Source organism: Variovorax durovernensis (genome assembly GCF_977011995.1).
The window spans coordinates 5,204,710-5,231,704 of sequence record NZ_CDRNCW010000001.1; the positions used below are offsets into that span (position 1 = coordinate 5,204,710).

30 protein-coding genes are annotated in these 26,995 nt (G+C 65.5%); 16 read left to right on the forward strand and 14 right to left on the reverse strand.

Features of this window, described 5'->3' with window-relative positions:
* Positions 1–179: 179 nt before the first annotated feature.
* The 6 genes from ACWV14_RS24710 (at position 180) to ACWV14_RS24735 (ending at position 5,197) form a co-directional block, all read left to right on the forward strand.
* Positions 180–677 (forward strand): hypothetical protein, encoded by a 498-nt coding sequence (locus ACWV14_RS24710; RefSeq protein WP_454904251.1) that lies wholly within the window; start codon positions 180–182, stop codon positions 675–677.
* Positions 678–687: 10 nt separating this feature from the next.
* Complete coding sequence (locus ACWV14_RS24715; RefSeq protein ID WP_454904252.1) at positions 688–2,403, forward strand: hypothetical protein; 1,716 nt, start codon at positions 688–690, stop codon at positions 2,401–2,403.
* Between the two features lie 24 nt (positions 2,404–2,427).
* Positions 2,428–2,622, forward strand: a complete 195-nt coding sequence (locus tag ACWV14_RS24720) for a hypothetical protein (RefSeq protein ID WP_454904254.1) — start codon at positions 2,428–2,430, stop codon at positions 2,620–2,622.
* A complete protein-coding gene (locus tag ACWV14_RS24725) occupies positions 2,623–3,180 on the forward strand; it encodes a hypothetical protein (RefSeq protein WP_454904256.1) in 558 nt (185 codons plus the stop codon).
* Positions 3,181–3,189: 9 nt separating this feature from the next.
* A complete protein-coding gene (locus ACWV14_RS24730) occupies positions 3,190–4,740 on the forward strand; it encodes an AAA family ATPase (protein WP_454904257.1) in 1,551 nt (516 codons plus the stop codon).
* 106 nt (positions 4,741–4,846) lie between these two features.
* Complete coding sequence (locus ACWV14_RS24735) at positions 4,847–5,197, forward strand: DUF1161 domain-containing protein (RefSeq protein ID WP_454904259.1); 351 nt, start codon at positions 4,847–4,849, stop codon at positions 5,195–5,197.
* A gap of 15 nt (positions 5,198–5,212) precedes the next feature.
* Here the strand turns inward: ACWV14_RS24735 and ACWV14_RS24740 are convergent, their stop codons facing one another.
* Positions 5,213–5,773: a response regulator transcription factor gene (locus ACWV14_RS24740; RefSeq protein WP_454904260.1), complete on the reverse strand. Its 561-nt coding sequence runs from the start codon at positions 5,771–5,773 to the stop codon at positions 5,213–5,215.
* A 300-nt stretch (positions 5,774–6,073) separates the two neighbouring features.
* Between ACWV14_RS24740 and ACWV14_RS24745 the strand changes: the two genes are divergently transcribed.
* Complete coding sequence (locus ACWV14_RS24745; protein WP_454904262.1) at positions 6,074–7,012, forward strand: AraC family transcriptional regulator; 939 nt, start codon at positions 6,074–6,076, stop codon at positions 7,010–7,012.
* On the opposite strand, the gene ACWV14_RS24750 is transcribed toward ACWV14_RS24745, so the two are convergent.
* Both ACWV14_RS24750 and ACWV14_RS24755 read right to left on the reverse strand, forming a co-directional pair.
* Positions 6,984–7,871: an alpha/beta hydrolase gene (locus tag ACWV14_RS24750; protein WP_422087877.1), complete on the reverse strand. Its 888-nt coding sequence runs from the start codon at positions 7,869–7,871 to the stop codon at positions 6,984–6,986. The genes ACWV14_RS24745 and ACWV14_RS24750 overlap by 29 nt on opposite strands.
* Before the next feature lie 56 nt (positions 7,872–7,927).
* Entirely contained in the window at positions 7,928–8,488 is a 561-nt protein-coding gene (locus tag ACWV14_RS24755; protein ID WP_454904263.1) for a nucleoside 2-deoxyribosyltransferase, read from the reverse strand.
* Between the two features lie 364 nt (positions 8,489–8,852).
* Between ACWV14_RS24755 and ACWV14_RS24760 the strand changes: the two genes are divergently transcribed.
* A complete protein-coding gene (locus tag ACWV14_RS24760; RefSeq protein WP_454904264.1) occupies positions 8,853–9,611 on the forward strand; it encodes an SDR family oxidoreductase in 759 nt (252 codons plus the stop codon).
* A gap of 1 nt (position 9,612) precedes the next feature.
* On the opposite strand, the gene cynS is transcribed toward ACWV14_RS24760, so the two are convergent.
* Together cynS and ACWV14_RS24770 are read right to left on the reverse strand one after the other, a co-directional pair.
* Positions 9,613–10,056, reverse strand: coding sequence for a cyanase (gene cynS, locus ACWV14_RS24765; protein ID WP_454904266.1), 444 nt, complete (start codon positions 10,054–10,056; stop codon positions 9,613–9,615).
* Positions 10,057–10,105: 49 nt separating this feature from the next.
* Positions 10,106–10,519, reverse strand: a complete 414-nt coding sequence (locus ACWV14_RS24770; RefSeq protein ID WP_454904267.1) for a nuclear transport factor 2 family protein — start codon at positions 10,517–10,519, stop codon at positions 10,106–10,108.
* 86 nt (positions 10,520–10,605) lie between these two features.
* Between ACWV14_RS24770 and ACWV14_RS24775 the strand changes: the two genes are divergently transcribed.
* The 7 genes from ACWV14_RS24775 to ACWV14_RS24805 all read left to right on the forward strand — a co-directional run bounded on the left by ACWV14_RS24775 (position 10,606) and on the right by ACWV14_RS24805 (position 16,998).
* Positions 10,606–11,196, forward strand: a complete 591-nt coding sequence (locus ACWV14_RS24775) for a TetR/AcrR family transcriptional regulator (protein ID WP_422087882.1) — start codon at positions 10,606–10,608, stop codon at positions 11,194–11,196.
* 65 nt (positions 11,197–11,261) lie between these two features.
* Positions 11,262–12,149: a LysR substrate-binding domain-containing protein gene (locus tag ACWV14_RS24780; protein WP_454904269.1), complete on the forward strand. Its 888-nt coding sequence runs from the start codon at positions 11,262–11,264 to the stop codon at positions 12,147–12,149.
* A gap of 109 nt (positions 12,150–12,258) precedes the next feature.
* Positions 12,259–13,416, forward strand: coding sequence for an alpha-hydroxy acid oxidase (locus tag ACWV14_RS24785; RefSeq protein WP_422087884.1), 1,158 nt, complete (start codon positions 12,259–12,261; stop codon positions 13,414–13,416).
* Between the two features lie 121 nt (positions 13,417–13,537).
* Positions 13,538–14,884: an MFS family transporter gene (locus tag ACWV14_RS24790; protein WP_454904270.1), complete on the forward strand. Its 1,347-nt coding sequence runs from the start codon at positions 13,538–13,540 to the stop codon at positions 14,882–14,884.
* Positions 14,885–14,962: 78 nt separating this feature from the next.
* Positions 14,963–15,571 (forward strand): hypothetical protein, encoded by a 609-nt coding sequence (locus ACWV14_RS24795; protein WP_454904272.1) that lies wholly within the window; start codon positions 14,963–14,965, stop codon positions 15,569–15,571.
* A gap of 285 nt (positions 15,572–15,856) precedes the next feature.
* A complete protein-coding gene (locus ACWV14_RS24800; protein ID WP_454904274.1) occupies positions 15,857–16,171 on the forward strand; it encodes a hypothetical protein in 315 nt (104 codons plus the stop codon).
* Positions 16,168–16,998, forward strand: coding sequence for a hypothetical protein (locus ACWV14_RS24805; RefSeq protein WP_454904276.1), 831 nt, complete (start codon positions 16,168–16,170; stop codon positions 16,996–16,998). Before ACWV14_RS24800 ends, ACWV14_RS24805 begins: the two co-directional genes overlap by 4 nt.
* A gap of 67 nt (positions 16,999–17,065) precedes the next feature.
* Here the strand turns inward: ACWV14_RS24805 and istB are convergent, their stop codons facing one another.
* Positions 17,066–17,869: an IS21-like element helper ATPase IstB gene (gene istB / locus ACWV14_RS24810; RefSeq protein ID WP_454901618.1), complete on the reverse strand. Its 804-nt coding sequence runs from the start codon at positions 17,867–17,869 to the stop codon at positions 17,066–17,068.
* On the reverse strand, positions 17,859–19,448 hold the full coding sequence (gene istA / locus ACWV14_RS24815) for an IS21 family transposase (RefSeq protein WP_454901620.1): 1,590 nt from the start codon (positions 19,446–19,448) through the stop codon (positions 17,859–17,861). The genes istB and istA overlap by 11 nt, the downstream gene beginning before the upstream one ends.
* Before the next feature lie 92 nt (positions 19,449–19,540).
* Between istA and ACWV14_RS24820 the strand changes: the two genes are divergently transcribed.
* Positions 19,541–20,014 carry a hypothetical protein gene (locus ACWV14_RS24820; protein ID WP_454904277.1) on the forward strand — a complete coding sequence of 158 codons (474 nt, stop codon included), beginning with the start codon at positions 19,541–19,543 and terminating at the stop codon, positions 20,012–20,014.
* Between the two features lie 37 nt (positions 20,015–20,051).
* Here the strand turns inward: ACWV14_RS24820 and ACWV14_RS24825 are convergent, their stop codons facing one another.
* From ACWV14_RS24825 to ACWV14_RS24855, 7 genes are read right to left on the reverse strand one after another with little or no spacing between them, the layout of a single operon-like run.
* Entirely contained in the window at positions 20,052–20,381 is a 330-nt protein-coding gene (locus ACWV14_RS24825; protein ID WP_454904279.1) for an L-rhamnose mutarotase, read from the reverse strand.
* Between the two features lie 32 nt (positions 20,382–20,413).
* On the reverse strand, positions 20,414–21,190 hold the full coding sequence (locus ACWV14_RS24830; protein ID WP_454904280.1) for an SDR family oxidoreductase: 777 nt from the start codon (positions 21,188–21,190) through the stop codon (positions 20,414–20,416).
* A gap of 36 nt (positions 21,191–21,226) precedes the next feature.
* Positions 21,227–22,504 (reverse strand): L-fuconate dehydratase, encoded by a 1,278-nt coding sequence (locus ACWV14_RS24835; protein ID WP_454904282.1) that lies wholly within the window; start codon positions 22,502–22,504, stop codon positions 21,227–21,229.
* Between the two features lie 2 nt (positions 22,505–22,506).
* On the reverse strand, positions 22,507–23,463 hold the full coding sequence (locus ACWV14_RS24840; RefSeq protein ID WP_454904284.1) for a substrate-binding domain-containing protein: 957 nt from the start codon (positions 23,461–23,463) through the stop codon (positions 22,507–22,509).
* Positions 23,464–23,492: 29 nt separating this feature from the next.
* A complete protein-coding gene (locus ACWV14_RS24845; RefSeq protein WP_454904286.1) occupies positions 23,493–24,518 on the reverse strand; it encodes an ABC transporter permease in 1,026 nt (341 codons plus the stop codon).
* Positions 24,519–24,537: 19 nt separating this feature from the next.
* Positions 24,538–26,055, reverse strand: coding sequence for a sugar ABC transporter ATP-binding protein (locus ACWV14_RS24850; RefSeq protein ID WP_454904288.1), 1,518 nt, complete (start codon positions 26,053–26,055; stop codon positions 24,538–24,540).
* Positions 26,056–26,062: 7 nt separating this feature from the next.
* On the reverse strand, positions 26,063–26,938 hold the full coding sequence (locus ACWV14_RS24855; RefSeq protein ID WP_454904289.1) for an amidohydrolase family protein: 876 nt from the start codon (positions 26,936–26,938) through the stop codon (positions 26,063–26,065).
* Between the last annotated feature and the right edge of the window lie 57 nt (positions 26,939–26,995).

The following is a 26,995-nucleotide window of genomic DNA, read 5'->3' on the forward strand; positions in this document are numbered from 1 at the left end:
GCCGCCAACGCCGCACTACTGAAACCCCGGCTTAACCGATCGCACCGGCGCTCGGGCCGCAGGGCCTGCCGCCGGTGCATTCACGTCACGATACCGACTCGCGCTCCGAACACCGGGCGGCAACGAGCATTCCAGCGCCAACGAAGCGCACACCGCAGAGTTCAACAGGAGGGAGGCAAATGGCACGTGCCATCCTGGGCGCAAAGCCCGCAGAAGCCGGCCCGCAGCTGTCGCTGCGCCCCGCCGACACACAGACCGCCAGCCGCACCGTGCTGGGCGGCGCAGAGCTGCAGGCGCGCCTGCGCCAGAAGCGCTCGACCGCCTACATCGAGGCCATGACCCGGCTCGACGCCGGCACGCATCTGCACGGCGCCAACGCGGCCCAAGCCACGCAGGACCTGCTGGCGGCCATCCGCCAGGAGCTGCCCGATGTGGCCATCGACGCGCTGCCGGTCGGCATCGTCGCCAAGTGCTATCTGGGCGTGCCCCATGAAGTGCATACCCTGACCTGCGCCGGCAGCATCATCCAGCACTTCAAGATCGGCGAAGCGCTGCCTCCCCTGATGGAGCGCGCCCGCTCGCTCGCGCAACACCCCGGCTACGTCTTCATCGAGGTGTATTCCACCCGGCTGGTCACCGTCAGCGCCTCCGGCCAGACAGCCATCATCGACATTTGAAAAACGACCCATGAGTTCAGAACGCATCATTCAATTGGCCGACCTGAGCATGATCCTCGGATCACTGCGCAGCCTTCAGGGCGACATCGGCACGGTCTCGGGCCAAGTCGAATCCGTCGGGCGCGACCTGACGCAGACCCGCTCCGAGCTGTCGCGGCTCGAACAGGCCTTTGCCGACTTCGTCGAGGCCGACCTCAAGGCCAAGGAGCTTTCGCTGGCCGAAACCCGCCACGTCAAGGTGCGCCAGGAACTGGAATCCGCCTTCGGCTATTACGCCGTGGTGCGCCGCCAGGCCACCGGCATCCTGCAGGCTTCCGACGTGCAGCTGGTGCGCAACGAAACGCTGCGCAGCGCCACCGAGGAACTGATGATCTCGGCGCCCCGCTACTGGCTGGCGCCCGCGCTGGTGGCCCTGTCGGCATGGCTGGGAGACAACCGTGAGCTGGCAACGCGCGCGCTGGCCGAAGCCGTGCGCCGCGACGACGAGAAGACCTCGCTGTTCTTCGCGCTGGTATCGCGCCGCGCCGGCCGCACAGATGCCAACCGCACCTGGCTCGACCGCTACTTTGCACTGCAGAACCCCTACAAGCTCGACCGCCAGACCGTCGTCATGATCGATGCCATGGCCAACGGCGTGTTCGGCGCCGACGTGAGCATGCACTGCAGCAAGCGCATCTCCGCCTGGATCGAGGAGCTTTCGCAGCAGGCCGGCTTCGTGGAAACGCAACGCAGCCAGTGGAGCAAGGGCCTGCTCTCGAAGACCCCAAACGAAGACCACGGCAGCCGCTACAGCCACCTCAAGCGCTTCAGCCCGACATGGACCGCCATCAACCAGGCGCTCAACGGCATGGCGATGCACCAGGCCGTGCTGACGCACTTCGACGGCGTCTTCAAGGGCGAGATAAAGGCAGCGCCCAGCGTGCTGACCGCGGTGGACGACCTGCTGAGCAAGCTGGTAACGCGCTTCGACGACGAAGAACTGCCGCTGCGCCGTCAGGAAGAAATGTGCCGTTTCATCATCGAGGAAAGCGGCGACAAGAACGCAGCCCGCAAGCGCTATGACTTGCAAAGCACCGCGCTCGAAGAGCAGGTCGACTTCACGCAGTTGCTGACCAACGCGGCCATGCACCCGGAGACCTCCCACGTCACGCGCGCCACGCAACGTTTTGCCATTGCCCATTCGCGCGACTGGATCGTGGACGCACATGCCGACGTCACCGCCGGCGCGCGCATGGCCGTGCCGACGCGCATCGGCATCACCATCGAGGACTGGAAAGGCAGCACTGCCAACGGCGAGGACGAAACCGAACTGCTCGCCAGCCTGAAGGAAAACATCGCCAAGCGCGAAGCCGATGCACTGGCGCAAGTGAAGCTCACGGGCATGCACTGGGCCGGTTTGGTGATCGGTGTCTTGCTGATCCTGGTGGCCTTTGGCGCCGGTCTGTTCCCGTTCCTGATCGGCGCCGGTTGCCTGACGTGGGTGTTCCTCGCCTACCGGCAGCTCGACAAGACCCGCGACAAGATCAAGGCCGACTTCGCAATACTGCTCGAGCAATCGAGCCAGGCACTGAGGGCCTGCGTGGCCGAGGTAGTCGAACTGCGCCGCGATCTCGCGAAACGCGACGCCGTGGCCGCCGACGTGACGGCGCTGCTTGAAAGCATCACCCCCGGGCAACACATCCTCTCGTCGCACGACACGGTGCGCCGCGTCCTGGTCAATGGCTGAGAAACCGCCAAGAAGGAATTTCGCATGAACCGCGTCATCATCCCCGGGGCGACCGCTCCCACATCGCCCACGTTGCCCGCCGTGCCCGCCGTGCCCGCACCGATAGCAGCACCCACTCCGCCGCAACAGACCCTGGCCGAGGCGCCAGACGCACTGGCAGGAGCTCTCCCCGCTTGGGACCTGCTGCCGGCCACGCCCTTCATCCGCCGCGTCAAGTAAATGCCGGTGTCCCCGGAAGGCCCGCGAACCTACGCCCAGTGGAGCGAATGCCTCGACCAGCTGGCTGCGGGCACGCAAGACGAGGCCTGCCTCGCGCACATGGGCGGCGGCGAGCTCTCGTGGAGCGGCGGCGTCGGTCCACTGTTCGCGCAGCGGCTGGCCGATGAGTTCAACGCTCGGCTGACGCGCTGCTCCGGGCACCTGACCCGCGACCTGCGCATGGGCGCGGACGAAGGCAGCGTGGTGCGGGCGATCCTCAACGCGCGCCAGTCGCTGTTCTTCCTGCACCGACTGGCGCAGCTACCGGTCTTCGCCGAAACACTGCGCGCGCACCTGACCAGCGAGGTGCGCAAGTTCGCCGAGCGTTCGCAGAAGTCGCTCGAAGACTCGGCCCAAGCCGACCGCAGCGGGCGCTTGCGCGTGCTGCTGCAGAACAACAACCTGCTGCGCTACGACACGCTGACCGTCTCCACGGTCGCTTCGCCGTCCATGCAAGCTTCCAGCGCCCTCACGGACATGCCGCCCTCCGGCATGCGGCGGCGCAACATCCTGATTTGAAGAGTACCGATGAGCGACACCACCGAGTTCAAGGCCACCCTCACGCGCTACCTCAAGGCGCGTATTCCATTCATCTCGATCCGCAGCGCGGAGCGCGCCCGCGTGCTCGACCTGCTGCGCGAGGTAGGCGCCACGCTGAATGCGCCGGTGTACGTACACACGCTTTCACAGGGCACCCGCGAGCTCGCGACCGGCCGCGCCGTCAATGAAGACCGCTCGTCCGCCGGGGCCGTCGACTTCGCGAGCCAGCAGTTCGCGCAGCGCCAGAACCTGTCGATGGTGCTGACCGAAGTGTCCGACATCGAGGACGACACCGCCTCCGCGCGCCACCTGCTCGACGTGGTCATGCTGGCCGCCGAGCACAGCGGTGTGGTGGTGGTCATCACGACCAAGCCAGTGTGGGGCCAGTTGCAGCGCGCCGGCATGTCGCTGGCGCTTTCGGCCCCCAGCGAGGACGAGATGTTCGCGATCATCCGGGAAAACCTCGACGCCTATCGCGGCCACTTCCCCATCGAATGGGACGCCGACGACGAGCGCCGGGCCGCGGCCATCCTTGCGGGCATTTCGCGCATCGAGGCTGAGAACATCATCGCCACGCTGCTTGCCAACGGCCGCGTGACCAAGGCCGACATGGTCGAGCTGATGCACGCCAAGGACCGCATCTTCGCGGACATATCCGGCATTGAGCGCGTCAGCGTGCGCGGCACCGAGCTGAACGTGGGCGGGCTCGGCGGCCTCAAGGCATGGCTCGACAAGGAACGCCCGCTGCTCACCGCCGACCTGCGCGAACGCGGCATCCGACCGCCGCGCGGCGTGCTGCTGGTGGGCGTGCCGGGCTGCGGCAAGTCGCTGTCGGCCAAGGCCATCGCGGCCAACTGGAGCCTGCCGCTGTACCGGCTCGACCTGTCGACCATCCACGGCCAGTACCTGGGACAGAGCGAATCGCGCCTGAAGGACGCGCTGGCCACGGCCGACCACGTCTCGCCGTGCGTGCTGTGGATCGACGAGATCGAAAAGGGCCTGGCCGGCGCGCAAGGCAGCGGCGACGGCGGCACCTCGACGCGCCTCGTCGGGCAGTTCCTGTACTGGCTGCAGGAGGCGCGCTCGCGCGTGTTCGTAGTGGCCACTGCCAACGATGTATCCAAGCTGCCGCCCGAACTGCTGCGCCGGGGCCGCTTCGACGAGCTGTTCTTCGTCGACCTGCCGACGCCGCAGGAACGCAGCGAGATCATCGACATCTACACGCGCCGCGGCCTCAAGCAGACGCCGCCAGAGGAGCTGATGGAAGAGCTGGTCGGCCTATCGGACGGCTTCGCGGGGTCCGATCTCGAATCGGCGGTGCGCGAAGTGGTCAAGGAGGCCTACCTGAACGGCGACGCGGCCGTTACGCCCGACTTGTTTCGCCGCGCGTTCGTGAACGTGGTGCCGCTGTCGAAGACCGCGCCTGAGCAGATCGAGAGCATCCGCGCCTGGGGCCGCGAGCGCGCCGTGCCGGCATCGGGCCAACCCATTGGCACGGCGCAGAACCAGCCGCGCCCGCGTCGCCAAGTCCTGGGTTGATGCAATAAGTCCCCACGTCCGTTAAAAGGACGGGGATTTGAACCCCCTCGCCTTCACAACTAGACTGCTGGCCCACTCCCAGCTAGCCGTGTGAGGCAGGCCCACCATGAAACACCGTCTGCTGATTTCCCTCACGCTGGCCTTCGCAGGCGCCGCCCACGGCGCCGAAGACTGCGAAGCACTGCGTACCCGTATCGAATCGAAGATCGCCGCGGCCGGTGTCGCGCGTTTCGCCGTCACCGTCGTCGATGCCAGCGCAACGGCGGCCGGCCAGGTGGTGGGCAGCTGCGAACTCGGCAGCAAGAAGGTCGTGTACGAACGCGACGTGGGACCGGTGCGGGAAGGCATTTCTCCCGCGCCTGCTTCAGGGGCACCGTCCAGCGGCAGCGAGCCGATCCTCACCGAATGCAAGGACGGCACCGTGTCCGTCGGCGGCGACTGCAGGAAGCAGCCGTAGCACGACGCCGCTGGATCAGCTACCCCGGGCCTCCAGGCCGAGCAGCCCCATCTGCATGCCTTCGCGCACGGCCTGCGCACGCGACTTCACTGCCAGCTTGCGGTAGATATTCTTGACCTGCGCATCGACCGTGTGGGGCGAGCGGTAGCTCGTCTCGGCGATCTGCTTGTTGCTCAGCCCCTGGGAGACCATCCGCAGCACGTTGATCTCGCGCGGGGACAGCGAAGACCGTCCGCAGTCCGGGCCTGCCGGCTGCAGGCTGCGCACCCGCCTTGGCTTGGCGGGTGCCCGCACCGCAGGCACGTCGACCTTGACCTCGTGCATCTGGCGCGCATCCAGAATGCGCTGCGCGATCCGCGACGCCGTCGCCGCGTCGCCTTCCGCGACCAGCCGCATCAGGAAGGCCAGCTCGACCTCGTTCGCCTCGGAGAACAGCGAACCCACCGCGCCCGCCGCGGCCACGGAGTCCGCATGCAGCGCCTGCGCGGCCATGGACAGCGCGGCCGGCTCGATGCCGCGCTTGCCCTCGCGCATAGGCTCGGTGGGGATCCTCTTTGTCTTTTTATCGGACAGCATGTGTCGGCGCTCGCTCGGGAAGGGTGGAAAACTGCGAGACCCCTTGGCTGGGAGCCTCCGCGTGGCCCTGCAACCACGTCACCCCGAAGATTGCTTTCGTATGACAAACGGCCTTGACCGTGCGTCTCAGTTCTTGCGAGAATCCGCCGGAAATCCGTTATTTTTTGGCACTTTTGGTTTATTTTCAGGTTTTCTGAGAGCCTCTCCGCCTGATTCGGAGTGTTTTTGATGGGCTTGCGCGAGCTAGAAACCGGCGTCCGTTCCCCGCTGGGGAACCGCATCTCCCACAGCCATTTCGACGTGGCTGCGGAACCCCCACACCGGCAATTCCTGGCCTGGCGTGAGCGCGTCGGCCATGTGATCGACGTGGTGCCCTCGTCGGCCGACATCGGCAAGCCGTTCCACGCGTCCATCGACCGGTACGAGGTCGGCGACATCGTCTTCACCGACTGCCGCTCCGACGCCATGCTGCTCGAGCGTTCGCTCGCGCGCATCTCCACCGACAACGTCCGCAACTACGCCTTCCATGTGTTCGCCGAAGGCGATGTCGACAGCGTGACCGTGCGCTCCTCGGCGCAGCGCGACGCGCCAGCTGCCGCGAAGTTCGTGGCGCTCGACATGGGCCAGCCGGTGCGCATGCATCGCAACGCCTGCCATGTGCTGACCTTCTTCGTGCCGGGAACGATGGTGCAGGAGGTCTTTCCGGACCCTGCGGCCGTCCACGCCCGCACGATGCAGCCCGACTCGCCCATCGCGCGGCTGGCGCTGGACCATACGGCCGCCCTCGGCCGGGAGATTGCGACGCTGAGCGCCCCGGCCGCCGAAAGCGCCGTGCGCGACGCCGTGCAGTTGCTGATCGCGGGCTTCGGCAAGCAGGCGCGCCTGAGCGGCGGCGCGCGTGCAGCCGCCCGAGCGGCGATGTTCGGGCAGGTACGCCGCTATGTGCAGGCCAACCTGCATCGCGCCGACCTGTCGCCGGAGAACGTGCTGGCGGCGCTGCACCTTCCGCGGCCGACCCTGTACCGCCTGTTCCAGCATGAAGGCGGCCTGGGTGCATACATACGCCACCTGCGGCTGCGGCATGCGGCCGACGACCTCGTGCGCTATCCGCACATGATGGTGACTGACGTGGCCTATGGCGTCGGGTTCAAGAGCCCGTCGGACTTCACAAGGGCTTTCCGAAGGGCCTACAGCATGTCGCCGCAGGAATTCAGGGCTTCGTCGGGCGCGCCGCACTGACCACCCGCGCGATCCACGCCAGCAGCACGGCGACGACCTCGTCGCGGTTGACCTCGTTGAGCGTCTCGTGGCGCGCACCGCCGAATACGTGGCTCGACACATCGCTCAGGCCCGCCTCGCGGTAGCGCTGCACCAACGGATAGAACCACTCGGCCTTGTTGCTGACCGGGTCCTGGTCGCCGATGAACAGGTACAGCGGCAGATCGGGGCGGATGCGCTTTCGCATCGCCTCGGGCGTCAGGTCCGCCAGTTTCGCGAACATCGAGCCCAGCCCCTCGGCCGAGACGGTGAAGCCGCACAGCGGATCGGCGATGTAGGCATCGACCTGCGCCGGGTCGCGGCTGAGCCAGTCGAACGGCGTGCGCACATCGGGCAGCGCGGCGTTCATGTCCTCCAATTTGAAGCCGGACTGCAGCGCGGCACCCAGCAGGTCGAGCGCCGAGGTGCCCGAAAGCACGGCACCCGCCAGCAGTGCGCTGTGCTCGACGAGGTAGTACTGCGTGGCGAACGATCCCATGCTGTGGCCCAGCAGGATCAGCGGCAGGCCCGGATGCACGCCGCGCACATGGCGGCTCAGGAGCGCCATGTCGTCCACCAGGCCGGCGAAAGCGCGTGGACCGAACTCACCCAACTCGCCGCGCGCGGCGGCGCCCTTGCCGTGGCCCCGGTGCTCGTTGGCGTAGACGACATAGCCGGCCTGCACCAGCGCTTCGGCCAGATGCCGGTAGCGCAGCGAATGCTCGCCCATGCCGTGCGCCAGTTGAATCACGGCGCGCTGCGTCGGGCCTTGCCAGCGATGCGCTTCGATCGCGATGCCGTCGTTGGAAGTCAGGTCGAAGTGCGTCTCTGTGCTCGGCATGCAGTGCTCCATTGAAAAGGGAACGCCATCCTAGGGGGTGGCGGGCGCAGCGGTGATCAGGGCTTTCCAGCTTCCTGCGCGCAGCGAGCCCCAAGCAGCCCGGCCATCTTCTTCAAGGCCGCTTCCAGCGTCGGCTCGATGTGGATCGAGCAGGCCAGCATCAGGTTCGGCGGCTGGCCGAAGTCTTCGACGGCAATGCCGGTACCGCGCTCGCGCAGCATGCCGCTCGGGTCCTGCTCGCACGGCAATGCTGCCCGCACCCGGGCCGCGTAGCTGCCCTCCGGCACGCCATAGGCCGCAACGGGAATCCCCAGCGCAACCGCCGCCCCCACCTCGAACACCGTGCCGGAATCCGGCTCCAGGCCCCGGAAGCATTCGAGGTTGGCAACGACGCCATCGGCGCTGCGCAGCAGCCGCATGTTGGCTTCGTAGATCTTCCTTTCCAGGGGAATGGGAGACGGGTCTTCGCTGCCGTCCGCCGGCGGCAAGGCGTCGAGGCCTGCCGCATCGCAAGCGGCAGCCATGCGGACGAAATGCGCCTTCGCGTCAGGGCGAAAGACATCCGGCCCGGCCAGGTAGACGCGCGGGCGTGGCGCGATGTCGAGGGCTTCTTGCATCGACAAAGCATCGGCGATTTCCGGGCCGGGCTCAATCCCGGCGGCGTGACGGGAAGCAACCGGCTGCCAAGTTCATTCGTGGCGGATTGGGCAAGAAATACGTACGAACCGGCTACCACCCTGCCCGCGCTTTTCTGAAGAATCGCCACATCGCACAGCCCCACGTACCGCCCTAGCGCGAAAGTACCAAGCGCCCCCCGATCCAGGATTGCCCCCGCCCCAGGTTTTGCAGGATCAGGCAAAAACCGCGTTCGATCCGGATACCGCTTGCGGCCCTTGCCGCGAGAAACTTCCCTCCATGCCCGGCACACGCTCTTCTCTGGTGTGCGCCCCACGGCAAACCGACCAGCACAAGGAGTTCTCCATGACCGCAATCCAGGAAAAAGTCGTCCTCATCACCGGCGCGAGCAGCGGCATCGGCGAAGCGACCGCGCGGCTGCTTGCGCGGCGCGGCGCCAAAGTGGTGCTCGGTGCGCGGCGCACCGACAAACTCGCGGCGCTCGTGGCCGAGATCGAGGCCACCGGCGGTACCGCCAGCTTCCAGCGCCTCGACGTCACGCACCGCCCCGACGTGGAAGCATTTGCCGAGTTCGCGCTCGAGACGCACGAGCACATCGACGTGCTGGTGAACGCCGCGGGCGTGATGCCGATGTCGCCGCTGTGGAACCGCAAGATCGAGGAGTGGGAGCTCATGATCGACGTGAACCTGCGCGGCGTGCTGCTCGGCATTGCGGCCGTGCTGCCGACGATGCAGGAGCAGGGCTGGGGCCACATCGTCAATGTGGCGCCGGTGGCGATGCAGGGCGTGTCGCCCTCCTCCGCCGTCTACCACGGCACGCAGTACGCGGTGAACGCGATCTCCGAAGGGCTGCGCCAGGAGCACGCCGGCCGCCTGCACGTGACGATGATCAGCCCCGACGTGAACGGCCCGGGCGACCCGCTGGCCGAACGCATCGCGGCCAGCTACTCGCGCGAGCGCATGCGCACCAACCGGCGCATCGCGGTGCCGGTGGATGCGGTGGCCCGCTCGATTGCCGGCGCCATCGAGGGCTACGGCATCACCGTCGACACGATGCGGCTGCCCTACAGGCAGAAGCCGCACCCCGCCGTGTACGTGCAGTGATTCAGTAGGTCTTGTAGGGCAGGAACTTGCCCGACAGCACCACTTTGACCCGGTCGCCCTTCGGGTCGGCCTGGCGCTGGATGTCCATGCTGAAGTCGATGGCGCTCATGATGCCGTCGCCGAACTCCTCGTGGATCAGTTCCTTGATGGTGGTGCCGTACACGCTCACCACCTCATACCAGCGGTAGATGAGCGGGTCGGTCGGCACCGGGGTGGGCAGCGAGCCCTTGTAGGGCACCACCTGCAGCCATTTCTGCTCTTCCGGCGTGAGGCCGAAGATCTTGCCGATGACCTTGGCCTGCTTGTCGTCGAGCGTCATCTGGCCGAGGCAGGCGGCGGTGGTCCATTCCTTCGAGAGGCCCACCTTCTTGGCCACGTCGGCCCACTGGATGCCTTTGCTCACCTTGACGGTGATGATCTTCTCCGTGACGTCGTTGCGGTTCATGCGGTCTCCTGTTTGAACAGCCCGGAGCAAGCAACAGCCGTGCCGGAGGTCAGTGCAACTTGCGCTCCGCTTCCTTGATGGGCTGGTCGTTGATGCTCGCGAAGCGGCGCTGCATCAGGCCGTTCTCAGCGAACTCCCAGTTCTCGTTGCCGTGGCTGCGATACCACTGGCCCGCGTCGTCGTGCCATTCGTACTCGAAGCGCACCGCGATGCGGTTGTCCATGAAGGCCCACAGCTGCTTCTTCAGCCGGTAGTCGAGTTCGCGCGCCCACTTGCGCGAAAGGAACTCGACCACCTGCTCGCGGCCGTTGACGAACTCGGCGCGGTTGCGCCACTCGGTGTCGGGCGTGTAGGCCAGGCTCACGCGCACAGGGTCGCGCGAGTTCCAGGCGTCTTCGGCAGCCTGGACTTTCTTGATGGCGGATTCGAGGGTGAAGGGCGGCAGCGGCGGGCGGGATTCCATGAGGGTCTTTCAATGAAGTGGCAAGAGGGAATGCGCCGCAATGTGCCACATGTAGACAGACCTGTCTACATGCCTACAATCGCACCATGGACATCTCCGCACTGCCGGCGCGCGAGCGCATCCTGCTCACCGCGCACGACCTCTTCTATGCCGACGGCATCCGCGCCACCGGCATCGACCGCGTCATTGCGGCCTCGGGCGTCACCAAGGTCACGTTCTACCGGCACTTCCCGTCGAAGGACGACCTGGTGCGCGCCTTTCTCGACCACCGCCACGGCCTGTGGATGGCGTGGTTCGTCGACGCGCTGGGCCGGCGCGGCGCGCAGCAGCGCATCGAGGGCGGGCAGGCGCTGATGGTGCTGGCCGACGTGATGGCCGAGTGGTTCGCCGACCCGGTGTTTCGCGGCTGCGCGTTCATCAACTCGGTGGTGGAAATCGGCGCCAGCGTGCCCGGAGCCACAGGCATCGCACGCGAGCACAAACGCGAGATGGTCGAAGTCATCGCCGGCCTGCTGCCCGACGGGCCGCAACGCATGGCGCTCGCGCAGGCGGCGGCGCTGGGCGTGGACGGCGCCATCGTCAAGGCGCAGATGGGCGATGCGGCACTGGCGCGCGAGGCGGTCGACGACCTGCGCCGGCTGCTTCAGGCACTGACGGCCACGCTCGCCGCAAGTTAGGCCCCGACATCCGCACCGGGAAGCGTTCGATACCATCGAACCCCGCTGCTTTCGCCGACAAGAAGATGGTTTCACCGCGTCTCCCCTCGACCCAGGGCCTCCAGGCCTTCGAGGCCGTCGCGCGCCTGCGCAGCGTCAACCTGGCGGCCGAAGAGCTCAGCGTGACGCCCAGCGCGGTGAGCCACCGCATCCGCCAGCTCGAGCTTCTGCTGGAACTCAAGTTCTTCACCGGCAGCGACTTCAGCCTCAGCGCCGACGGCATGGCCTACCTGGCCCGCGTGCGCGAGGCCATTGCGGCACTGCAGCAAGTGCCAGGCCGCGAGCCGGCTTCGCAGATGCGGCGGCTGCGCGTGGCGGTCACGCCCACCTTCTCCCGGCAGATATTGCTGCCCCGGCTCGCGCGCTTTCGCGACACCTACCCGAACATCGAGCTGATGCTGCAGGTGACGGCGCCGGTGCGCAATTCCACGCTCGAAGAGGTCGACCTGGAGCTGCGCTTCGGCACCGGCCCCTTTCACGACCGCGAGTTCTGCCAGCTGCTGGCCGACGAGGTGTCGCCCGCGTGCAGCCCGGCCTACCTGCAACGCCACGGCCCGTTCGAGGCCGGCTTCTCGACCGATGCCGAGGTGTCGCGCTCGCAGTTGCTGCGCACGCCGCTGGAGTCGTGGCGCACCTGGTTCAAGGCCTGCGGCATCGGCCTGCCCGAGCCCGCCACCGGCCACCAGCTCACCGACCTGGGCCTGGCGCTCGATGCGGCGGCGGAAGACTTCGGCGTGGTGCTGATGCATTTGAAGCTCGGCAGCGCCTGGCTCGACAACGGCCGGCTCGTGCGGCTGTCGCAGCGCAGCGTACCTTCGCCCAACGCCTACTTCCTGTGCTGGCGGCCGGGCACCATGGAACGCTGGGAATGCGCCACCTTCGTCGAGTGGCTGCGGCAGGCGCTGCGGGACTGAATTCTTTTCAGCCGAAGCCCCGGCTTTTTTCAGATGGCCCGCCGGAGCACCTGCCGATAATGGCCGGTTAGCCCCCGCCAACCCACAAAGACCATCCAGGAGACGCCCCGTGCCCGACCTTTCCAAGATCACCAGCATCGAAGACCTGCGGGTGATCGCCAAGCGGCGCGTGCCGAAGATGTTCTACGACTACGCCGATTCCGGCGCCTGGACCGAGGGCACCTACCGCGCCAACGAGAGCGACTTCCAGAAGATCAAGCTGCGCCAGCGCGTGGCGGTGAACATGGAAGGCCGCTCGCTGCGCACCACCATGGTCGGTCAGGAAACCGCCATGCCCGTGGCCATTGCGCCCACCGGCCTCACCGGCATGCAGCACGCCGACGGCGAGATCCTCGGCGCCCGCGCGGCCAAGGCCTTCGGCATTCCGTTCACGCTGTCGACCATGAGCATCTGCTCGCTCGAAGACATCGCCGAGCACACCGGCCGCCATCCGTTCTGGTTCCAGCTCTACGTCATGAAGGACCGCGACTTCATCGAACGCCTGATCGAACGCGCCAAGGCCGCCAACGTCACGGCCCTGCAGCTCACGCTCGACCTGCAGATCCTGGGCCAGCGCCACAAGGACATCAAGAACGGCCTCACCGCGCCGCCCAAGCCCACCATCAAGAACCTGATCAACCTCGCCACCAAGCCGGCCTGGTGCATGGGCATGCTGGGCACGAAGCGACGCACCTTCGGCAACATCGCGGGCCATGCCAAGGGCGTGAAAGACCTGTCCTCGCTGTCGTCGTGGACCGCCGAGCAATTCGACCCCGCGCTCAGCTGGGCCGACGTCGAGTGGATCAAGAAGCTCTGGGGCGGCAAGCTCATCCTCAAGGGCGTCATGGACGTGGAAGACGCGCGCCTGGCTGCCAACAGCGGCGCCGATGCGCTCATCGTGTCGAACCACGGCGGCCGCCAGCTCGACGGCGCGCCCTCTTCCATCGCGGCACTGCCCGCCATTGTCGAAGCGGTGGGCAGCGAGATCGAGGTGTGGATGGACGGCGGCATCCGCAGCGGCCAGGACGTGCTCAAGGCCCGCGCGCTGGGCGCACGCGGCACGCTCATCGGCCGCAGCTTCCTGTACGGGCTGGGCGCCTACGGCCAGCCCGGCGTGACGCGCGCGCTGCAGATCATCCAGAAGGAACTCGACATCACCATGGCCTTCTGCGGCCGCACGAATATCGACGACGTCGATTCGAGCATCCTGCTGCCCGGCACGTTCTAGGGCCTGTGCGAAGGCCACTTCGGGGGTAGGCCGATGCGGTGCCGGCTGACACGGCCCACCCACGTGCGGGCGCAGAATGTTTTGGCAACAACAACATCGCCCGCACGGCGGCAAAGGCACCATGAGCGCAGTCACGCCTACCCATGGAGGCCAGACGGCTTCCTCTTCTTCGTCTTCTTCGTCCCCACCGCACTACAGCGCTGAAGAAAAACGCCACCGCGTCTTCGCGATCATGGCGGCCTCGTCGGGCAACCTGGTCGAGTGGTTCGACTTCTACGTGTATGCCTTCTCGGCGCTGTACTTCGCGCCGGCCTTCTTTCCCAAGTCAGACCCCACCGCGCAATTGCTGAACACCGCCGGCGTGTTCGCGGCCGGCTTCCTCATGCGGCCCATCGGCGGATGGCTGTTCGGCCGCGTGGCCGACCGGCTCGGGCGCAAGACCTCGATGCTGATCTCCGTCACCATGATGTGCGGCGGCTCGCTGGTCATCGCGGCGCTGCCCACCTACGCGCAGATCGGTGCGTGGGCGCCCTTCCTGCTGCTCATCTGCCGCCTGTTCCAGGGCTTGTCGGTGGGCGGTGAATACGGCACCACCGCCACCTACATGAGCGAGGTCGCGCTGCGCGGCCAGCGCGGCTTCTTCTCGTCGTTCCAGTACGTCACGCTGATCGGCGGGCAACTGCTGGCGGTGCTGGTCATCGTGGCGCTCGAGCAGCTGCTGACCGAAGCCGAACTCAAGACCTGGGGCTGGCGCATTCCGTTCGTCATCGGCGCCATCGCCGCCGTGGTCGCGCTGCTGCTGCGCCGCACGCTGCATGAAACGCAGAGCGCCGAGGCCCGGGAGAACAAGGAGGCCGGCAGCATGGCGGGCCTGTTCAAGCACCACACGCCTGCGTTCCTGACGGTGCTGGGCTACACGGCCGGTGGCTCGCTCATCTTCTACACCTTCACCACCTACATGCAGAAGTACTTGGTGAACACGGTGCACCTGCCCATCAAGACAGCGAGCTACGTCATGACCGGCGCGCTGTTCGTCTACATGTGCATGCAGCCTGTGTTCGGCGCGCTGTCGGACCGCATCGGGCGGCGCAACAACATGCTGCTGTTCGGCGGCCTCGGCGCGCTGGCCACGGTGCCCATTCTCACGGCCCTGCAGCACACCACCAGCCCGGTGCTGGCCTTCGTGCTCATCATCGTGGCCCTGGCCATCGTGAGCTTCTACACCTCCATCAGCGGCATCGTGAAGGCCGAGATGTTCCCGCCCGAAGTGCGTGCGCTTGGCGTCGGGCTGGCCTACGCGGTAGCGAACGCCATCTTCGGCGGCTCGGCGGAATACGTGGCGCTGGGCCTCAAGTCGCTGGGCCACGAGTCGGCATTCTTCTGGTACGTGAGCGCGATGATGGTCCTCGCCTTCGTCGTCAGCCTGCGCCTGCCGCGGCAGGCCAGCTACCTGCATCACGATCACTGAGGGTGCAAAACCCCTTTGTTCGGGCAATTCAGACCCGAAGCGAGGGGACATACTTCCGGCCTCCAAGAGGAAAGAGGCATGAAGTCAAAGCTGGAAACAGCCATGGTGTGCGGCGTTGCCGTGCTTGTCTACGGCGCGCTGATCGGCGTGTTCGCGGCCTATCCACCAGCCGCCACCGGCGACTGGGCCGCATGGGCTCAGGCCTTCGGCTCGGTCACCGCCATCGGCCTGGGGCTGTGGGTCGTGCAGCGGCAGCACGCGCTGGAAGTGCAGCGCCGCGAGGCACGCAAGCTGGCGGCCCGGCTTTCAATGCACCAGGGTGCGCTGCAACTGATCAACGCGGTCTACACGGTCGCGGAGAAGGTCAAGTCGCATCCCGACGAAACCGCGCTCGACCTGCTGCACCTGTCGCTCGAAGTCGAAGGCATCACGTCCGCGCTGGCGAACGTCGACCACCTGCGCTTCGAGACCCCGCGTGCGATAGACGCACTGCTGGCGGCTCAGGCGGCTTCGAGAAAACTGCTGGCGCATCTGCAGCGGGCCTATGACCTGTCGCTCGATGGGCGGGGGCACAAGTGGGCGCCGGTGAAGGAGTTTGCTGAGCAGGCCAGTGCCTTGGTGAAGCCGCCGATGGAGGCGTTTCGGATGGAAGTCGCCGAGGCAGAGAAAGTGGTGGCGCTGGGCTGAGGCCGGGGCTGCAAACATCGCGTGGCTATACTGCCGCCGTCACGTCAAAAACAGGCGTGATCGGGATTGGCCTCCCGCTGAAATCACTGCGACGCAAGCCGCAGTCACCCCGCAGGGTCTGCGGCTTCGTCGTTCGTGCCTCCAGTTTTGGCGGCTCGATGGGCGGGCGCGAGCCCGGCCGGTTTCACGCAAGTGGTTTCCCGGTAGGCCAACCCGTCGAGCCGCCGCCTCCGATTGGCCTCGGGTGCGTCGGTTTCAGCAAACCGAAACCCTTGGAGGCCGAACATGGCTGCATTTGCTCGCGCGTCCGCGCACATCCCTTCGCTCCCCGCATCTTCAGAAACCGTCAGCGTCGAATCGCTTGCCCTGCAGGCATGCGACGACATCGACAGCCTTCACGAGGTGCGGCGTGCGTATGCGGGCCTCGAGAAGCTCATCGCTTCACAGGCAGTGACCGACACGGAAGAGATTCATCCGACCCGCACCGAACTCGGCGCGCTGGTGCGAGTGGTCAATGACGAACTGCAGCGGCGGATCGAAAAGGCCGACACCACGGTTCAGGCGCTACGTGCCTCGTTGGGTGAAGGCAGTTTGCAATGAACGCAGCCAACCATGACGCGCACCACGGGCAAACACCAACGCCCGGTCATGACACAATAAGAAACAAAATGATACGCCGGGTCACAGCAGTGCACTCCGGCACAGCCCTTTACCGCAAGGATCACCTCATGATTTTCGGTTGGAACACGTTCAGACACTGTGCCTTGGCGGGCCTCCTCCTGGCTCTGGGCGGCTGTGGAGGCGGTGGCTCCGCAGACCAGATGCTGTTTCCTTCGCCTGCTCCCTCTCCAGGTGCGGCGAGCGTCCAGATCACTGACGATGCACAAGGCGCGACGCGTCCGGCGAACGTCATTGCAACTTACAACGTGCGGATTAGCAGCATCGCGTCAGATTTCTTCGTGGTGAGTGGCACGTGCACACAGTCGCCGGCCCCGGTGATTTCACTCGATGAAGCACGCATGACGGTCAACGTCCGCTTGAGTGGCGGCAAGTGCGAGAGCGGGCAGACCTTGACGCTCACGCTGGACCCTTCCAAGGTGACGCTGGACAACGCGACCTTGAGCAACTCCTCCATCTGGACGCGCAGTTTCAACATCGTTCCGACCAGTCAGCAGATCAGCGGCTCGGTCAGTTCACTGGCTGGCACCGTTGTGCTCGGAAACAATGGCGGCGAGACGGTGACTGTTTCAAGCAACGGCCCCTTCCTGTTTCCCACTGCGATCAATGCGGGCAGTGCCTATGCGGTGACCGTGGTCACCCAGCCGGTCGGCCAGACCTGCTCGGTCAGCAGCGGCAGTGGGGTGGTGGGCACCAGCCCCGTGGACAAGGTGGTTGTCGTTTGCGCGTTTGATTCCTACCAGTGTTGAGTTCCATGGAATCCTGACCCGCGATTTCCATCGAATATTGACCCACCCTCTTTGCGAGCCAGCCGGCTCACGGTGTGGATAAGTTCTTGGCTTTCTCCTTTTTAGGTTGGACTGCTTGAACGGGTTGAGCCGAGCTGTGCTTGAAGCGGAAGCTGTCGTTTCCGGTCTCCAGAATATGGCAGTGATGCGTGAGCCGGTCCAGCAACGCCGTCGTCATCTTCGCGTCGCCGAAGACGCTGGCCCACTCGCTGAAGCTCAAGTTGGTTGTGATCACCACGCTCGTGCGTTCGTAGAGTTTGGACAGCAGATGGAACAACAGCGCGCCACCTGATGCGCTGAACGGCAGGTAGCCCAGTTCATCGAGCACCACCATGTCCGCGTACATCAGTCGGTGCGCGATGTGGCCGGGATTGCCACTGGCCTTCTCTTGCTCGAGTGCGTTGACCAGTTCTACCGTCGAGAAGAAGCGCACCCGGCGGTGTTGGTGCTCGATGGCCTGCACGCCCAGCGCCGTGGCGATGTGGGTCTTGCCGGTGCCCGGACCGCCCACGAGCACCACGTTCTGCGCATCGTCCATGAACTCGCATCGGTGTAGCTGACGCACCAGCGCCTCGTTGACCTCGCTGTTGGCGAAGTCGAAGCCAGCGAGATCGCGATAGGCTGGGAAGCGAGCGAGCTTCAACTGGTAGGCCACCGAGCGTACCTCCCGCTCGGCTGTCTCTGCCTTTAGCAACTGCGAGAGCATCGGTTGGGCCGCCTCGAAGGCCGGCGATCCCTGCTCGGCCAGCTCCGCGACGGCCTGGGCCATGCCGTGCATCTTGAGTTCGCGCAGCATGATCACGATGGCGCCGCTGGCAGGGTCATGTCGCATGGCGCACCTCCTGGCTACTCGACTTGGAGTTCAGCGGCCCGCGCAGGCCGCCAGCAGCGCTGGCACGCCCCCGGAGCGTGTCGTAGCGCAGCACATCGGCCTTCGGCTCGTTCATCAGGCGCAGTGCCTGCGGTGCCGTGACAGGCGCCGGCGCAATGGGCTTGGCATCGAGCAGTCGGTGCAGCACATTCAGCACATGAGTCTTGCTGGCCACGCCGGCTTCCAGCGCCAGTTCGACCGCGGTCAGCACTGCCTGCTCGTCGTGGTGCAGCACCAGCGCCAGGATCTCCACCATCTCGCGGTCTCCGCCTGGCTGCTTCAGCAGCGCGGCCTGCAGCCGCCGGAAGCCCTGCGGCAGCTCGCTGAAGGGCGCTCCGTTCCTGAGCGCTCCTGGCTTGCGTTGCAGCACTGCCAGGTAGTGCCTCCAGTCGTAGACGGTCTGACCTGCGGTGTCGTGGCGACGGTCAATGATGCGCGTGTGCTCGCACACGATCTGGCCCTCGGCCGCCACGACGAGGCGTTCGGCGTACACGCGCAGGCTCACTGGCCGGTTCGCGTAGGAGGCCGGAACGCTGTAACGGTTGCGCTCGAAGTGCACCAGGCAGGTGGGCGAGACGCGCTTGGTGTGTTCCACGAAACCATCGAAGGGTCTGGGGATCTGCAACAGTAGTGGCCGTTCCTGCGCCCAGACATCGGCTACGGTCCCTGGCAGCTTGCCGTGGACGATCTCGCCCCACAGCGCCTTGCAGCGGTCCTCCAGCCAGTCGTTGAGCAGCGCCAGCGTGGCGAACGCCGGCACAGGTTGCCACAACCGGTGGCGCGCATCACGCACGTTCTTCTCGACCTGGCCCTTCTCCCAGCCCGAGGCCGGGTTGCAGAACTCGGCCTCGAACAGGTAGTGACTGACCATGGCGCTGAAGCGCGCGTTGATGTCGCGCTCCTTGCCGCGGCGTACCTTGTCCACGGCGGTCTTCATGTTGTCGTAGATGCCGCGCCGAGGCACGCCCCCGAGTACCTCGAAGGCCCGGTTGTGCGCATCGAACAGCATCTCGTGGGTCTGCAACAGGTAGGCGCGCACGATGAACGCACGGCTGTGGCTGAGCTTGAAGTGCGCCACCTGCAGCTTGGTGCGTTCACCAGCGATGACGGCCCAGTCCTCGCTCCAGTCGAACTGGAATGCCTCGCCGGGACCGAAGGCCAGAGGCACGAAGGTGCCGCGCCCGGTCGTCTGCTGGACCTCGTGGAGATGCGCATGCCACGCTCGTGCAAAGGCCGCCACGCGGTTGTAGGAGCCCTGGTAGCCCAGCGCCACCAGATCGGCGTGCATCTGCTTGAGCGTGCGCCGCTGCTTGCGTGACTTAGACGCCTCGCTCTTGAGCCAGCCGCCGAGCTTCTCGGCGAACGCGTCGAGCTTGCTCGGGCTGATGCGCTTCGCGTAGCTGGGCGCCGCCTCGCCCTCGCGAAGGTACTTGCGGATGGTGTTGCGAGACAAGCCCGTGCGCCGGGCTATCTCTCGGATGGACAGTTGCTCTCGCAGTGCCCAACGCCTGATGACACTCAGTGTCGCCACGTCAATCACTCCTGTGCTCCTGCTGCTAAAAGCAGCAGGTTAGGGTTATCACGTGGGTCAGATTTAGATGGAAATCACCGGGCCAAGTGGGTCACTTCTGGATGGAAATCAACAGCCAGACTTTGAATCTGCTCGGCACCAGCAGCGCAAGCACAACCGTTGCCGGTACTTCCAGTGTCGACAGTATCAGCCTCCCAACCAGCGGTTCGGGCTCGGAAGTCATCATCGCAATGGGCGCCAATATGTCAAACAAGACCAGCGTTGACACAGTGGCCAACTTCAATGCGACAGGTACCGACTACTTCAAGACCGGGGTGAATGCGAGCAGCGTTGGGAGCTACATCATCGGAAACGCGGATACCAGCAACTACCTGAGCACTATTACCAGTGGGCTTTCCGTTGTCTTGAACAACACGGGCCAATCCTACTTAATCACCATTCAAACGGGCTCTGCTGCTGGTACCTATCTGTTCCAGAACACTGGAAGCAATACCGCGCAATTCGACGATACAGACTTCTTCGTGCGGTTGACGGGCACCGTTGGGACGATAAGCAACAGCAATTTGATCAATTGAGGATGCCTGTTGATCTCGGGCAGGTATTTGGCGATCCCTACAGCTCAAATACCTTCCCCATCCCCACCCACTTCTCCCCCACAGGCGTCCAGGGCGTGGGCGCCTGAAACTTCCACATAAGTTCTTCCCACTCCCTGATCTTCGGATCGCTCTTCGAAGCCAGCGCCATAGCCTCCGCGTCATACCGCGCGTCGTCCGTCTCCATCAACATCACCATCCGCGTGCCCAGCCGATAGATCTCCATCGCAGTCACGCCATGCGCGACAAGATGCGCCCGCACCTCGGGCCATATCTCGCGGTGATAAGCCTCGTACTCGGCAATCAACGCCGGATCGTCCTTCAGATCGAGGGCAAGGCAATGGCGCATGAAAACTCCGCTTTAAATTTCAAATAAAGAAATCAGGTCAACGCCCGGTCCAGGTGCGTATACCCGCCATCCACAAACACCCACTGCCCCGTCGTGTGCGAAGCGCGCTCCGACAGCAGGAACACGACGTTGTCCGCAATCTCCTGCGGCGTGGTCATGCGACGCCCCAGCGGGATCTTGCTGGTGATCTCTTCGAGCTTGCGGTCGGGTTCGTCGAAGGCCGATATCCATCGCTGGTAAAGCGGCGTCATCACTTCGGCAGGAATCACCGCGTTCACGCGCACGCCGTCTTCCAGCAGCGACGCGGCCCACTCGCGCGTCAGCGACAGTTGCGCGCCCTTGGCCGCCGTGTAGCCGCTGGTGTTGCCCTGCCCTGTCACTGCGGTCTTCGATGAGATGTTGACGATCGCGCCCCTGCTCGCTTTCAGGTGCGGCAGGCAGTAGTGCGCCATCACGTAGCAATGGATGAGGTTGCGTTCGAGCGAACCTATGAAGGCCTCGCGCCCTGCTTCCAGGCCCACGCTGTCGTTCACGCCGGCGTTGTTGACCAGCCCGTCGATGCGGCCGAACTCCGCGGCGGTGTCGGCCACGGCCTTGGCGCAAGCCGCCTCCTCCATCAGTTCGAACTGAAAGAACCGCATGCGCGGCTGCAGCGCGCGCAGCGCTTCTTCGAACGGCGCATCGAGCGGATTCTTGCCGCAGATCACCGGAACCGCGCCCTCGCTCGCCAGCGTCATCGAGATAGCAGCGCCAATGCCGCTGCCGCCGCCGGTGACGAGCACCACCTTGTCTTTCAGATGCAGGTCCATGGTCGGGAGATGCCTTTCGTTTGGTGTGATCCGGTCTCAGCCCCGGAAGCGGTAGCGTTCGAGCGATTCGGTTTTCATGGTGATGGAGAAGCCCGCGCCCTTCGGCGGCATGTAGGCCGCATTGCGGATCTCGCAGGGTTCGATGAAGTGCTCGTGCAGATGGTCGACATACTCGACCACGCGGCCTTCGCGCGTGCCGGAGATGCAGAGGTAGTCGATCATCGACAGGTGCTGCACGTACTCGCAAAGGCCCACGCCGCCGGCATGCGGACAAACGGGCAGCTTGTACTTCGCGGCCATGAGCATCACGGCAAGGATCTCGTTCACGCCGCCAAGGCGGCATGCGTCGATCTGCACCACATCGATGCCGCCGCGCATGATGAACTGCTTGAACATGATGCGGTTCTGGCACATCTCGCCCGTGGCCACCTTCACGGGCGCCACGCCTTCGCGGATCTTGCGGTGGCCCTCGACGTCGTCGGGGCTGGTGGGCTCCTCGATGAACCACGGCTTGGCAAAGGCCAGTTGTCGCACCCAGTCGATGGCCTGGTCGACTTCCCAGACCTGGTTGGCGTCGATCATCAGGTGGCGGTCGGGGCCGAGCACTTCGCGCGCCACCGTCAGGCGGCGGATGTCGTCCTGCAGGTCGCGTCCCACCTTGAGCTTGATGTGGTTGAAGCCGGCGTCCACAGCCTCCTGCGCGAGCATGCGCAGCTTCTCGTCGGAGTAGCCGAGCCATCCGGCCGACGTGGTGTAGCAGGGGTAGCCCTCGGCCTTGAGCGTGGCGATGCGCCCGGCCTTTCCCTTCGCAGCTTCGGTGACGAGCGCCAGCGCCTCTTCAGGCGTGATGCAGTCGGTGATGTAGCGGAAGTCGATGCAGCGCACGAACTCCTCGGGGCTCATGTCGGCCACCAGCTGCCACACGGGCTTGCCTTCGGACTTGGCCCACAGGTCCCACATCGCGTTGACCACAGCGCCGGTGGCCAGGTGGATCGCGCCCTTGTCGGGGCCGATCCATCGCAGCTGGCTGTCGGAGGTGACGTGGCGCCAGAAGCGCCCCATGTCCTCTGCCACCCATGCAAGGTCGAGCCCCACCACCAGATGGCGCATGGCCTCGATGGCCGCGCAGCAGATCTCGTTGCCGCGCCCGATGGTGAATGTGAGGCCGTGGCCCTCGAGCCCCGGCTGGTCGGTTTCGAGCACGACATACGCCGCCGAATAATCCGGGTCGGGGTTCATCGCGTCGGAGCCGTCCAACTGCTGCGAGGTGGGAAAGCGCACGTCGAGCACGCGCATCGATCGGACTGTGGTCATGCTCAGTCGTACAGCACGGCTGCGATCTTGGGGTCGGCAATGTTGGTCTTGTCGTACCAGAAGAACCCGGTGTCCACCACCTTCGGCAGCTTCTCGCCCTTGATCGCCTTCACCGCCATCTCCACGGTCTTGTAGCCCATGCCCACCGGGTTCTGCGTGATGGCGCCGGCCATGCTGCCGTCCATGATCGCGTTCTTCTGCTGCTTGCCGGAGTCGTAGCCGATGATCACGACCTTGCCGTTGCGCTTCATCTCTTTCACGCCGTTGACCACGCCGATGGCGGAGCCCTCGTTGGCGCCGAAGATGCCCTTGAGGTTGGGCGAGGCCTGCAAGATCGACTTGGTGATCTCGGTCGACTTGAGCTGGTCGCCGCCGCCGTACTGCACGCTCACGATCTTGATGTTCGGGTAGGTCGACTTGATGCGGTTGACGAAACCGTCGCGCCGGTCCACGCCGGTGCGGCTGGTCTGGTCGTGCACCACCAGCGCCACCTCGCCGCTCTTGCCGATCAGCTCGGCCATCTTGTCGGCGGCCAGCGCGGCAGCGGCCTTGTTGTCGGTCGTCGTGGTGGTCACGGGTATGTCGCTGTCCACGCCGGAGTCAAAAGCCACCACCGGTATCTTCGCGGCCTGCGCCTTCTTCAGCAGCGGGATGGCGGCCTGGCTGTCGAGCGCGGCAAAGCCGATGGCCTGCGGCTTCTTGGCCAGCGCGGCGGAGAGCATGTCGATCTGCTTGTCGACCATGGCCTCGGTCTCGGGGCCTTCGAAAGTGACCTTGACCTTGAAGTCCTTCGCGGCCTGCTCGGCGCCCGACTTCACGGCCTGCCAGAACTGGTGCTGGAAGCCCTTGGACACGAGCGGAATGTAGACCTCCTGTGCCTGCTGCGCGTGCGCCGCAAAGCCCGACAGGCCGATGAGGGCCGCACCCAAAGTGGTGGTGACTGCTCTTCTCTGGATCATGCGATGTCTCCTGTGGTTGTGAAATCAGCTCAATGCTTGCTGCCGCCGCGCCGGCGCAGAATGTCCGCGTACACGGCAAGAATGATGATCACGCCCGTGACCACGGTCTGCCACTCCTGCGCGACCGAAAGAATGCGCAGGCCGTTGGTCAGCACGCTCATGATGAAGGCGCCGATGATCGTGCCGACGATGGTGCCGGTGCCGCCGCTGAGCGACGTGCCGCCGATGACCACCGCAGCAATCGCATCGAGTTCGTAGCCCTGCCCCAGCGCAGGCTGCGCCGAGTTCAGGCGCGAGGCGATCAGCAAGCCCGCAATGCCGCAGATGCCGCCGCTCACCGTGTAGACCACGACCTTCCAGAAATCGGTGTTCACGCCGGAGAGCCGCACCGCTTCTTCATTGCTGCCGAGCGCGAAGGTGTAGCGCCCGAGGATGGTCTTGTTGAGCACGATGCTCGCGGCAACGGCCACCAGGAACAGGATGAGCACCGCATTCGGAATCGGCAGCGACGGGATGACATAGCCGATCAGCGAGTCCTGCGAGATGGCTGTAAAGCCCGGCGTGTCGTTGAAGTAGATCGGCTTGGTGCCCGAGATCACCAGCGACAGGCCCTTGAGCAGCATCATCATGCCCAGCGTGGCAATGAACGGCGGTATCTTGAGCTTGGCAATCAGCACGCCCGACACGAAGCCGGCCAGCGCGCCGAAAAGAATCGCGGCCGCAATGCCGAGCGCGAGCGGCATGCCCATGTAGGTAAGCACCACGCCGGCCATGACGGCGCAGAAGGTCATCAGCGTGCCCACCGACAGGTCGATGCCCGAAGTGATGATGACGAAGGTGCAGGCAATCGCCAGCACGCCGTTCACCGCGGTCGATTGAAGAATGCTCACCAGGTTGTCGGCCTGCAGGAACTGCGGCGACGCGATGCTGAAGAACACCATCAGCACGATCAGGCTGGCAAAGGCCAGCATCTTCTGCCGCGTGGCCGGACGAAAGAGCCGCGCCTTCAGCGAGAAGCCGGGCGTGGCAGCGGTGGTGGCGGTGGGGTTCGTCAAGGGGTGTCTCCAGTCGTCGTCAGGGGGCGGTGGCGGTGGCAGCTTCGCGCCGGGTGGCGAGCTGCATGATCTTTTCCTGCGAGGCTTCGCGCCCCGCCAGTTCGCCGGTGATGCGGCCTTCGCACATCACCAGCACGCGGTGGCTCATGCGCAATATCTCGGGCAACTCCGACGAGATGATCACGATGGCCTTGCCCTGCTCTGCCAGCGCGTTGAGCAGGCGGTAGATTTCGGCCTTGGCACCCACGTCGATGCCGCGCGTGGGCTCGTCGAAGAAGAGCACGCTGCAGTCGCGCAACAGCCACTTGGCGATGACGATCTTCTGCTGGTTGCCGCCCGAGAGCAGCCGCACCTGCTGGTGGGTCGAGGGCGTCTTGATGTTGAGCTGCTTCACGTAGCGCCGGCCGGCGGCCTCGATGGCCGCATGGTCGAGGAACACGCCCATCGACACGAACTTCTTCATGCTGGGCAGCGCGATGTTGGTTTCCACGTCCATGCCCGTCGCCAGGCCGAAGTGCTTGCGGTCTTCCGAGAGGTAGCCGATGCCGTGCGACACCGCATCTTGCGGCGACCTGATCGACACCTTCTTGCCGCGCACGCGGACTTCGCCCGAGTCGATGGCGTCGGCGCCGAACACGGCGCGCGCAAGCTCGGTGCGGCCCGCGCCCATGAGCCCCGCAAAGCCAAGGATCTCGCCTTTGCGCAGCACGAAGCTTGCATCGCGCACCATCGAGCCGCGGTTGATGCCCCTGGCCTCGAGCACGATCTCGTTGCCCGAGGTGTCGGGAAATTCGTTCTCCACATCGGTGAGCTGGCGCCCCACCATCATGGCAATGAGCGAGTCCATCGGCGTTTCGGCCATCGGCACGGTGGCGATGTACTGGCCGTCGCGCATCACGGTCACGCGGTCGGCAATGCGCTTGAGTTCGTCCATCTTGTGCGAGATGTAGACCACGGCCACGCCCTGCGACTTGAGCTGCCCGATGATGCGGAACAGGTCGGCCACTTCCTCGTTGTTCAGCGCGGCAGTGGGCTCGTCCATGATGAGCACGCGCGAATCGAAGGACAGCGCCTTGGCGATCTCCACCATCTGCTGCCTGGCCACCGTGAGTTCACCCACCGGCGTGCGCGGGTCGAGCCGCAGGTTCATGCGCTCGAAGATGCGTTGCGTCTCCGCGCGCATGGCCTCCTCGTCGATGAACAGGCCCAGGCGCCCGCGCGGCTCGCGGCCGATGAAGATGTTCTGCGCCGCGCTCAGGTGGTTCATCAGGTTCAGCTCCTGATGGATGATCCCGATGCCCAGTGCCTGCGCGGCGCGCGGGCTATCGATGTCCACGGGCCGGCCGTCGAGCAGCACCTCCCCGGAGTCCTTGCTGTAGACGCCCGCGAGCACCTTCATCAGCGTGGACTTGCCGGCGCCGTTCTCGCCCATGAGGGCATGCACCTCACCGGGCAGCAGATCGAACTGCGCCTTGTCGAGAGCGCGCACGCCGGCAAATGACTTGCAGAGGTCGCGGATGATGACGATGGGTTGCATGGCGCGTTCAGTCCGTGGCAATGTCGTAGAAACGCTGCGCGGTGCCTCGCCAGACTTGCGTCTGTTCGTCGGCCGACAGCTGTCCGATGAAGTTGTCGCTCACAGAGATCCAGCCGGCATAGTCGCCGACCAGTGTGAGCACCGGCCAGTCGCTGCCCCACATCAGGCGAGCGGGGCCGAAGCATTCGAGCAGGTGCTCCCACACCGGGCGCACCACGCTCACGGCCGCGTCGACACTGCCGTGCGTGGACTGCGGCGCTTCGCCCCAGAGGCCCGAGAACTTGCAGCACACCTGCGGCAGCGACGCGATTGCTGCGATCTCCTTGCGCCACTGCGCAAAGGCTTCGCTGCCGTGCGCACCCACCGGCGGCTTGGCGCCGTGGTCGATCACCACGGGCAACTGGGGCCAGTCCTTCAGGAAGCGCAGCAGCGGCGACAGATGCCTCGGCTTCACCAGCGCATCGAAGCGCAGGCCGAGCCGCACGAGCGCCCGCACCGCATCGGGATGCGGCATGCGCGCTATCCAGTCGTCATCGGGCAGGTCCTGCAGCATCGGCCGCACGCCCTTGAACTTCGGGTGCCGCGCCATGCGTTCCAGCGATGGGGCTGCTTCGGGCCGACCCAGGTCGACCCAGCCGACCACGCCGCCGATGATGTCGTGCGCGGCCGCGAGTTCATGCATGAAGTCGGTCTCGGCTTCGGAGTCGGCCGCCTGCACCAGCACGCTCCGCGTCACGCCATGCGCTTGCATGAGCGGCATCAGGTCTTGCGGCATGAAGTCGCGCACCAGGGGCTCCAGCGCCGGCACGTCGGCACGCAACCACGTGTAGTCGCCGCGCGCGGGCCGCCAGAAATGCTGGTGCGAGTCGATGCGTGTGACCATGCGTTTCCAATCATCGGCAGCTGGGCTTGGGTCCATGGCGGGGCTTATTCATTCAGA